Source organism: uncultured Pseudokineococcus sp., assembly GCF_947499845.1.
In the GTDB taxonomy this organism is placed as follows: domain Bacteria; phylum Actinomycetota; class Actinomycetes; order Actinomycetales; family Quadrisphaeraceae; genus Pseudokineococcus.
Window position 1 is genome coordinate 427,392 of sequence record NZ_CANMPM010000001.1, and the last position, 9,638, is coordinate 437,029.

The window sequence follows — 9,638 nt, forward strand, 5'->3', positions numbered from 1 at the left end:
CACCACCGCCAGGAGGCCCTCGTGAGCACCACCGCCCCCGCGGGCTTCCGCGCCGCCGGCGCGACGGCCGGCCTCAAGCCCAGCGGCCGCCCCGACGTCGCGCTCGTCGTCAACGACGGGCCCCTCGACGTGCTGGCCGCCGTCTTCACCTCGAACCGCTGCAAGGCGAACCCGGTGCTGTGGTCGGAGGTCGTCGCCCGCACGGAGCGGGGCCGCGCCGTCGTCCTCAACTCCGGCGGGGCCAACTGCTACACGGGCCCCCAGGGCTTCGCGGCGACCCACCGCACCGCCGAGCGCACGGCCGAGCTCCTCGGCTGCGGCGCCGGCGAGGTGCTCGTCTGCTCGACCGGCCTCATCGGCGAGCAGCTCGACGCCGACCGGCTCCTCGCGGGCGTGGACGCCGCCGCCGGCGCGCTGTCGGCCGAGGGCGGGGACGACGCCGCCGTGGCCGTCATGACGACCGACACGGTGCCGAAGACGGCCGTCGTCGAGCGCGACGGCTGGTCGTGCGGGGGGATGGCCAAGGGCGCGGGCATGCTCGCTCCCGCGCTCGCGACGATGCTCGTCGTCCTGACGACGGACGCCGTCGTCGAGCCGGCCGACGCCGACGCCGCCCTGCGCGCCGCGACGGCCGCGACCTTCGACCGCCTCGACTCCGACGGCTGCCAGTCGACCAACGACACCGTCGCCCTGCTGGCGAGCGGGGCCTCCGGCGTGCGCGTCGGCGCGGAGGAGCTGGCGGCGGCGCTGCGGCCGCTGTGCGCCGACCTGGCCTCCCAGCTGCTGTCGGACGCCGAGGGCAGCGAGCACGACGTCGCCATCACCGTCCGCGGCGCCGCCTCCGAGGCCGACGCCCTGGAGGTGGCCCGCTCCGTGGCGCGCAGCAACCTCTTCAAGGCCGCCGTCTTCGGGCGGGACCCGAACTGGGGCCGCGTCATGGCGGCCGTCGGCACGACGTCCGCCGCCTTCGACCCGGCGGTGCTCGACGTCGCCTTCAACGGCGTCGCCGTCTGCCGCGACGGCGCGGTCGGCGAGCCCCGCTCCCTCGTCGACCTCTCGGCGCGCGACGTCGAGGTGGTCGTCGACCTCAAGGCCGGCCCCGAGGAGGCCACGGTGTGGACCAACGACCTCACGCACGCCTACGTGCACGAGAACTCGGCGTACTCGACGTGAGCGCGCCCGCCGCCGACGCGGCCGGAGCCCCGACCTCCGCGCCGTCCGCCGCCCCGACGTCTGACACCACCTCCGGTCTCGACGCCGGGGCCAAGGCCGCCGTGCTCGTCGAGGCGCTGCCGTGGCTGCAGCGCTTCGCCGGCGAGGTCGTCGTCGTCAAGTACGGCGGCAACGCCATGGTCGACGACCGCCTGCGCCGCGCCTTCGCCGCGGACATGGTGTTCCTGCGCTCCGTCGGCGTGCGCCCCGTCGTCGTCCACGGCGGCGGGCCGCAGATCTCGAGCATGCTCGGCCGCCTCGGCATCGAGAGCGAGTTCCGCGGCGGGCTGCGGGTGACCACGCCCGAGGCGATGGACGTCGTCCGGATGGTGCTCGTGGGCCAGGTCGGGCGCGAGCTCGTCGGCCTCCTCAACGCGCACGGCCCCCTCGCCGTCGGCCTGTCCGGGGAGGACGCGGGCCTCCTGCGCGCCGTCCGCCGCGAGGCGCTCGTCGACGGGGAGCCCGTGGACGTCGGCCTCGTGGGGGACGTCGTCGACGTCGACCCCACGGCCGTCCTCGACCTCCTCGAGGCGGGCCGCATCCCCGTCGTCGCCACGGTCGCGCCCGAGGCGGACGGCGACGCCGTGGAGGCCGGGGCCGTCCTCAACGTCAACGCCGACACGGCCGCGGCGGCCATCGCCGCGGCGCTCGGCGCCGCCAAGCTCGTCGTCCTCACCGACGTCGAGGGCCTCTACGCCGACTGGCCCGACCGCTCCTCGCTCGTCCGCTCGATCACGGCCGACGACCTCGAGGCGCTCCTGCCGGGGCTGGACGCCGGGATGATCCCCAAGATGGAGGCGTGCCTGCGCGCCGTCCGGGCCGGGGTGCCGCAGGCCACCGTGCTCGACGGCCGGGTCGAGCACGCCGTGCTCCTCGAGGTGTTCACGCCCGAGGGCGTCGGCACCCAGGTGGTGCTGCCGTGAGCGCCGGAGCGGTCGCGGAGGTCCCGGGCGTCGGCGACGCCGTCGGCGGCGCCGTGGCCGAGCGCTACGCGCGCGCCCTCATGGGCACCTACGGCGCGCCGCAGAGGGTGCTCGTCCGCGGCGAGGGCGCCTGGGTGTGGGACGCCGACGGCCGGCGCTACCTCGACCTGCTCGCCGGCATCGCGGTCAACGCCCTCGGCCACGCGCACCCCGTCCTCACCGCCGCGGTGACGGCGCAGATGGCGACCCTCGGCCACGTCTCGAACTTCTTCGCGACGGGCCCGCAGGTCGCCCTGGCCGAGCGGCTCCTCGAGCTCCTGGGGGCGCCCGAGGGCAGCCGGGTCTTCCTCTGCAGCAGCGGGACCGAGGCCAACGAGGGCGCGTTCAAGATGACGCGGCGCACCGGCCGCCCCGAGGTGCTCGCCCTCGAGGGCGCCTTCCACGGGCGGTCCATGGGCGCGCTCGCCCTCACCGCCAAGCAGGCGATCCGCGAGCCCTTCGAGCCCTTGCCCGGGGGCGTGCGGCACCTGCCCTTCGGCGACCTCGACGCGCTCGCGGCGGCGCTCGACGGCGACGCCGGCCGTCGGGTCGGCGCCCTGGTCGTCGAGCCCGTGCAGGGGGAGGCCGGCGTGCGCCCCCTGCCCCCCGGCTACCTCGCCGCCGCGCGCGAGCTCACCGCGGCGGCCGGTGCGCTGCTCGTCGTCGACGAGGTGCAGACCGGCGTGGGGCGCACCGGGCGGTGGTTCGCCTCAGCGGGTCCCGACGGCCGCGTCGACGCCGACGTCGTCACCCTCGCCAAGGGCCTCGGCGGCGGCCTGCCCGTCGGCGCCGTCGTCGGCCTCGGCGAGGGGCCCGGCGCGCTGCTCGGGGCCGGCCAGCACGGCACGACGTTCGGGGGCAACCCCGTCTGCGCCGCCGCGGCCCTGGCCGTCCTCCACGTGCTCGAGCGCGACGGGCTCGTCGAGCGCGCGCGCGACCTGGGCGCCCGCTGGAAGGCCGACCTCGCCGGCGTCGACGACCCCACCGGGCTGCTCGCGGGGGTGCGCGGCGAGGGCCTGCTCCTGGCCCTGGAGCTCTCGCGCCCGGCCGCGCCGGCCGTCGCGCGGGCCGCCCTCGAGGCGGGCTTCGTCGTCAACGCCGTCGCCCCGTCGGCCGTGCGCCTCGCCCCGCCGCTCGTCCTCACCGACGAGCAGGCCGGCTCCTTCGTCGCCGCCCTGCCGGGGGTCCTCGCGGCCGCGGCGCAGGAGGAGGCGTGAGCGCCGGGGCCGCTCCCGGCGCAGGCACGAGCTCGGGGTCGGGGTCGGGGTCGGGGTCGGGGCGACCCTCGACCCGCGCGGCCCGCCACGCCCGCGTCGTCGCCCTCCTGCGCTCGTGGCCGGTGCGCTCGCAGACCGAGCTCGCCGAGCTGCTGGCGACCGAGGGGGTCGAGGTCACCCAGGCGACGCTGTCGCGCGACCTCGTCGAGCTCGGCGCCACCAAGGTCCGCGACCCCGAGCACGGGCTCGTCTACGCCGTCCCGGGCGAGGGCGGCGACCGCACGCCGGTCGCCGCGCGGGCGGCCGGGACGTCGCTGGCCCGGCTGTCCCGCCTGGCCGAGGAGCTCCTCGTCACGGCGGAGGCCTCCGGGTCCCTCGTCGTCCTGCGCACGCCGCCCGGCGCGGCGCAGTACCTGGCCTCCGCCATCGACACCTCGGTCCTGCCCGAGGTGCTCGGCACCATCGCGGGCGACGACACCGTCCTCGTCATCGGGCGCGGCCCAGACGGCGACGCCACGGCGCGCCGCCTGCTGGACCTGGCCGCCGGGCGCACGGGAGCCTGAGCCCGGCCCCGCACCACCGCACGACCACCGCACCACCACCGCACGCACCACCCCCGAGAGCACCTGAGGAGCACCCTGTGACCGACCGCGTCGTCCTCGCCTACTCCGGAGGCCTCGACACCTCCGTGGCCATCGGCTGGATCGCCGAGCGCACGGGGGCTGAGGTCGTCGCCGTCGCCGTCGACGTCGGCCAGGGGGGCGAGGACCTCCAGACCATCCGCGAGCGCGCCCTGGCGTGCGGCGCCGTGGAGGCCGAGGTCGCCGACGCCCGCGACGAGTTCGCCGACGAGTACTGCCTGCCCGCGCTGCAGGCGGGCGCCCTCTACATGGACCGCTACCCGCTCGTGTCGGCGATCTCGCGGCCCGTCATCGTCAAGCACCTCGTCGCGGCGGCCCAGCAGCACGGCGCGTCCGTCGTCGCCCACGGCTGCACCGGCAAGGGCAACGACCAGGTCCGCTTCGAGGTCGGCATCCAGAGCCTCGCGCCGGAGCTGTCCTGCATCGCGCCCGTCCGCGACCTCGCGCTGACGCGCGACAAGGCCATCGAGTTCGCCCAGGCCCACGAGCTGCCCATCGAGACGACGAAGAGCAACCCCTTCTCGATCGACCAGAACGTCTGGGGGCGCGCCGTCGAGACGGGCTTCCTCGAGGACATCTGGAACGCGCCGACCAAGGACGTCTACAGCTACACGCAGGAGCCGGGCCAGTCCCCGGGGCCGGACGAGGTCGTCGTCGCCTTCGAGCGCGGGGTGCCGGTGGCCCTCGACGGCCGCCCGGTCACGGTGCTGCAGGCGATCGAGGAGCTCAACCGCCGCGCCGGCGAGCAGGGGGTCGGCCGGATCGACATGGTCGAGGACCGCCTCGTGGGCATCAAGAGCCGCGAGGTGTACGAGGCGCCGGGGGCGATCGCGCTGCTGACGGCGCACGAGGAGCTCGAGAACGTCACCCTCGAGCGCGACCTCGCCCGCTTCAAGCGCGGGGTGTCCCAGCGCTGGTCCGAGCTCGTCTACGACGGCCTGTGGTTCTCCCCGCTGAAGCGCGCCCTCGACGTCTTCGTCGCCGAGAGCCAGGAGCACGTCACCGGCGAGGTGCGGATGGTGCTCCACGCCGGGCGCGCCGTCGTCACGGGGCGCCGCAGCGAGACGAGCCTCTACGACTTCTCGCTCGCGACGTACGACTCGGGCGACTCCTTCGACCAGTCGCTCGCCAAGGGCTTCGTCGACATCTGGGGCCTGCCGAGCAAGATCGCCTCGGGCCGGGACCAGCGCACCCGTGGCTGAGGCCGCAGGGGGCGCGGGCGCGACGGGCGAGGGGCGGCTCTGGGGCGGCCGCTTCGCCGGCACGAGCGCGCAGGCGCTCACCGAGCTGTCCCGCTCCACGCACTTCGACTGGCGCCTCGCCCGCCACGACCTCGCCGGCTCCCGGGCGCACGCCCGGGTGCTGCACCGGGCGGGGCTGCTCGACGACGGGCAGCTCGACGGCATGCTCGCCGCCCTCGAGGCCCTCGAGGCCGACGTCGTGTCCGGCGCCTTCGGGCCGTCGGCGGCGGACGAGGACGTGCACGGGGCGCTGGAGCGCGGCCTCCTCGAGCGCGCGGGCGACGACCTGGGCGGTCGCCTGCGCGCGGGCCGCTCCCGCAACGACCAGATCGCCACGATGGTGCGCTCGTACCTGCGCGAGGAGCTGCGCGTGGTCGGCGGGCTGCTCCTCGACCTCGTGGACGCCCTGGCCGAGCAGGCGGCCGCGCACCCGACGGCCCCCATGCCCGGGCGCACGCACCTGCAGCACGCCCAGCCGGTGCTCCTCGCGCACCACCTGCTGGCGCACGCGTGGCCGCTTCTGCGCGACGTCGAGCGGCTGCACGACTGGGACGCGCGGGCGGCGCGCTCGCCGTACGGCTCGGGCGCGCTCGCGGGCTCCTCGCTGGGGCTCGACCCGGCGGCCGTGGCGGCCGAGCTCGGCTTCGACGGTCCGGTGGAGAACTCCATCGACGGCACCGCGGCGCGCGACGTCGTCGCCGAGGCCTGCTTCGTGCTGGCGATGGCGGGCGTGGACCTCTCGCGGCTGTCCGAGGAGGTCGTCCTGTGGGCGACGAAGGAGTTCTCCTTCGTCGTGCTCGACGACGCCTTCTCGACCGGGTCGAGCATCATGCCGCAGAAGAAGAACCCCGACGTGGCCGAGCTCGCCCGCGGCAAGGCGGGGCGCCTCGTCGGCGACCTCACGGGCCTGCTGACGACGCTCAAGGGCCTGCCGCTCGCCTACAACCGCGACCTCCAGGAGGACAAGGAGCCGGTCTTCGACGCGGTCGACACCCTGCAGGTGCTCCTGCCGGCGGTCACCGGCATGGTCGCGACGCTGCGCTTCCGCACCGACCGGATGGCCGAGCTCGCCCCCCAGGGCTTCTCCCTGGCGACCGACGTCGCCGACTGGCTCGTCCGCCGCGGCACGCCCTTCCGGGAGGCCCACGAGGTGGCGGGCGCCTGCGTGCGGCGCTGCGAGGAGCGCGGCGTCGAGCTCGTCGACCTCACCGACGACGACCTGGCCGGGATCTCGCCGCACCTGGACCCCTCCGTCCGCGACGTGCTCACCGTCGAGGGCTCCGTCGCCTCCCGCGACGCCGTGGGCGGCACGGCGCCCGTGCGGGTCGCCGAGCAGCTCGACGCCGCGCGCTCGCGCAGCGCCGCGCTGCGGGCGTGGGCGCAGCGGGCCCCCGGGGCGTCCTCGCCGGCGTGACGGAGCACCCCGGGCCCCTCGTCGGCGGCGTCACCGGCGGCCTCCCCGGGGGGCTGCCGGCCCCGCTGACCCGGGCGGCGCTCGCCCGGCCCGTGCTCGACGTGGCCGCCGACCTGCTCGGCTGCCACGTCGTCCACGCGACGCCGGACGGCGCGGTCGTCGTCCGGCTCACGGAGGTGGAGGCCTACGCGGGGCCGGGGGACCCGGGGTCCCACGCCGCCCGGGGGCGCACGCCGCGGACCGCGGTGATGTTCGGGCCGCCCGGGCACCTCTACGTCTACCGCTCGTACGGCCTGCACTGGTGCGCCAACGTCGTCTGCGGTCCGGACGGGACGGCGTCCGCGGTGCTGCTGCGCGGCGGCGAGGTCGTCGCGGGCGGCGCGCTGGCCCGGGCCCGACGCCCCACGGCCCGCCAGGACCGCGACCTGGCCCGCGGCCCCGCCCGCCTGACCGTCGCCCTCGGCCTCGACGGCGCCTCCGACGGCCACGACCTGCTCTCGGGGGCCTCCCCGTGGCTCCTCGGGCGCCGTCGCGGCGACGAGGTCCACCCCGGGCGCGTCCGCCGCGGTCCCCGGACCGGTGTCTCGGGGGAGGGCGGCGACGGGACCCGCTTCCCCTGGCGGCTGCACCTCGACGGCGAGCCGTCGGTGTCGCCCTACCGGCGGGCCGCGCCGCGCCGGTCACGGGGGCTCGACGGTCCGGGGCTCGACGGTCCGGGGGGCGGCGGCGCCGGGGACGAGGGGGCGGCCTCTGGCAGGCTGGAGCGGCCGCCCGCCCCGGACGGCCCGCCGGGACGGCGGCTGTCGTGAGAGGTGTGGCGTGAGCGACGTGCTCGAGGACCTGCGCTGGCGCGGGCTGGTGGCCCAGTCCACGGACGAGGAGGCCCTGCGGGCCGCGCTGGCCCGCCCGTGCACCTTCTACGTCGGCTTCGACCCCACGGCGCCCAGCCTGCACATCGGCAGCCTCGTGCAGATCCTCGTCGCCCGGCGCCTGCAGCGGGCCGGGCACCACCCGCTCCTGCTCGTCGGCGGGGCCACGGGCCTCATCGGCGACCCGAAGCCCACGGCCGAGCGGCAGCTCAACGACGCCGACGTCGTCGCCGGGTGGGTGGACAGCGTCCGGCGGCAGATCGAGCCCTTCGTCGACCTCGACGGGCCGAACCCGGCCCGCATGGTCGACAACATGGAGTGGACCTCGCGCCTGTCGGCCGTCGACCTCCTGCGCGACGTCGGCCGCCACTTCCGCGTGGGGCGGATGCTCGCCAAGGACGCCGTGGCCGCGCGGATGGCGAGCGACGAGGGCATCAGCTTCACCGAGTTCAGCTACCAGGTGCTGCAGGGCATGGACTACCTCGAGCTCTGGCGGCGCCACGGGTGCACGCTGCAGTTCGGGGGGAGCGACCAGTGGGGCAACATCACCGCCGGCGTGGACCTCGTGCACCGTGCGGCCCAGGCGCAGGTGCACGCCTTCACGGTGCCGCTGGTGACCAAGGCCGACGGGACGAAGTTCGGCAAGACCGAGAGCGGGACGGTCTGGCTCGACCCCGCCCTGACGTCGCCGTACGCCTTCCACCAGTTCTGGCTGCGCGCCGAGGACGCCACGGTGGACGGGTACCTGAGGGTGTTCACCGACCGGAGCCGGGAGGAGCTCGAGCAGCTCGCCACGGCGACGGCGGAGCGCCCCGGCGCCCGGGAGGCGCAGCGCGCCCTGGCCCACGACGTGACGGCGCTCGTGCACGGGGAGGCCGCCGTCGCGTCCGCCGAGGCCGCCGCCGCCGCCCTCTTCGGGCGGGGGGACCTCGAGGCCCTCGACGAGCCGGCGCTGACGGCGGCGCTCGCCGAGCTCCCGCAGACGGCGGTGGGGGAGGGGGCCCGGACCGTCGTCGAGCTGCTGACGGCCAGCGGCCTCAGCCCGAGCCGCTCGGCGGCCCGTCGTGCGGTGGCTGACGGCGGGGCGTACGTCAACAACGTCGCGGTCCGCGACGGGGACGCCGAGCTCGCGCCCGCCCAGCTGCTGCACGGGCGGTGGGCGGTCCTGCGCCGCGGCAAGCGCACCCTGGCGGCGGTGGACGCCCGCCCGCGCTGAGCGGACCGGCGCTCGTCCCGCGGCCTCGTCCGGCGTCGGGCGACCGCCCGCGGGGCCGGCCGGGGGGCGGGCTTGCGCGCGCCGCCGGGGTGGCCTAACGTTCTTCCTCGCCGCCCGGGAGGGAGGAACGGACACCAGCTCGGTGGCCGGTCCCCGCTGGGAGAGGCAACCTCGCGTGGGCGTCAGGCCGGTGCTCCTTTCGGGAGTTCTGGTCTGTCGGGTGTGCGTGGGGCCCGGATCGGGTTGGTCGGAGGGCCTGCGGATCTGGGTTAGTGTTTCGGAGCCGCGCCGGGAACGGTGCGGAGCGCCTCACGCGGGGGCCGCCTTCACAGGGTGGTCTGGTGTGCGGGTCTGCTTCTTGAGAACTCAACAGCGTACCGAAGTCGAATGCCGTTTTTGTGGGCTGGGCTGGTGGTGCTGGGTCTGCCGTTGTGGTGGGCTCGGTGTTGTCTGGTGCTGGTCAAGTGTCCTGTTGCCCTGTGTGGGGTGGTGGGGGGCGAACGGGTGCCTTGCTCGCCAGTGGGTGGGGTGCTGTTGTTCCAGGTGTATTAGGACCGGCTGCGGGGTTCTTCGGGATCTGGTGGTTGGTTGTTGTGCATTGATGGAGAGTTTGATCCTGGCTCAGGACGAACGCTGGCGGCGTGCTTAACACATGCAAGTCGAACGGTGATGTGCCCGGCTTGCCGGGTGCGGATCAGTGGCGAACGGGTGAGTAACACGTGAGCAACCTGCCCCTGACTCTGGGATAACCACCGGAAACGGTGGCTAATACCGGATATGACCCCTTGTCGCATGGTGGGGGGTGGAAAGTTTTTCGGTCGGGGATGGGCTCGCGGCCTATCAGCTTGTTGGTGGGGTGATGGCCT

The 9,638-nt window shown here is 75.9% G+C and carries 7 protein-coding genes, 1 rRNA gene and 1 pseudogene; all 9 read left to right on the forward strand.

Going from position 1 to position 9,638, the window contains the following annotated elements; genetic code table 11:
• Window positions 1–21: 21 nt before the first annotated feature.
• Window positions 22–1,173, forward strand: a complete 1,152-nt coding sequence (gene argJ, locus Q0789_RS02025) for a bifunctional glutamate N-acetyltransferase/amino-acid acetyltransferase ArgJ (RefSeq protein ID WP_298801589.1) — start codon at window positions 22–24, stop codon at window positions 1,171–1,173.
• Window positions 1,174–1,274: 101 nt separating this feature from the next.
• The gene (argB, locus tag Q0789_RS02030) at window positions 1,275–2,135 is read left to right on the forward strand and encodes an acetylglutamate kinase (protein ID WP_344554034.1); all 861 of its coding nucleotides are present in this window, start codon (window positions 1,275–1,277) and stop codon (window positions 2,133–2,135) included.
• A gap of 53 nt (window positions 2,136–2,188) precedes the next feature.
• Window positions 2,189–3,391, forward strand: coding sequence for an acetylornithine transaminase (locus Q0789_RS02035; RefSeq protein ID WP_366917605.1), 1,203 nt, complete (start codon window positions 2,189–2,191; stop codon window positions 3,389–3,391).
• Window positions 3,388–3,954, forward strand: a complete 567-nt coding sequence (locus Q0789_RS02040; RefSeq protein ID WP_298801595.1) for an arginine repressor — start codon at window positions 3,388–3,390, stop codon at window positions 3,952–3,954. Before Q0789_RS02035 ends, Q0789_RS02040 begins: the two co-directional genes overlap by 4 nt.
• 77 nt (window positions 3,955–4,031) lie before the next feature.
• On the forward strand, window positions 4,032–5,234 hold the full coding sequence (locus Q0789_RS02045) for an argininosuccinate synthase (RefSeq protein ID WP_171202099.1): 1,203 nt from the start codon (window positions 4,032–4,034) through the stop codon (window positions 5,232–5,234).
• Window positions 5,227–6,687: an argininosuccinate lyase gene (gene argH / locus Q0789_RS02050; RefSeq protein ID WP_298801598.1), complete on the forward strand. Its 1,461-nt coding sequence runs from the start codon at window positions 5,227–5,229 to the stop codon at window positions 6,685–6,687. Before Q0789_RS02045 ends, argH begins: the two co-directional genes overlap by 8 nt.
• A gap of 53 nt (window positions 6,688–6,740) precedes the next feature.
• Window positions 6,741–7,373 (forward strand): annotated as a pseudogene (locus tag Q0789_RS02055) (DNA-3-methyladenine glycosylase); the annotation flags it as partial.
• A gap of 133 nt (window positions 7,374–7,506) precedes the next feature.
• Window positions 7,507–8,772 (forward strand): tyrosine--tRNA ligase, encoded by a 1,266-nt coding sequence (gene tyrS, locus Q0789_RS02060; RefSeq protein WP_298801602.1) that lies wholly within the window; start codon window positions 7,507–7,509, stop codon window positions 8,770–8,772.
• 598 nt (window positions 8,773–9,370) lie between these two features.
• Window positions 9,371–9,638, forward strand: a 16S ribosomal RNA gene (locus Q0789_RS02065); the annotation flags it as partial.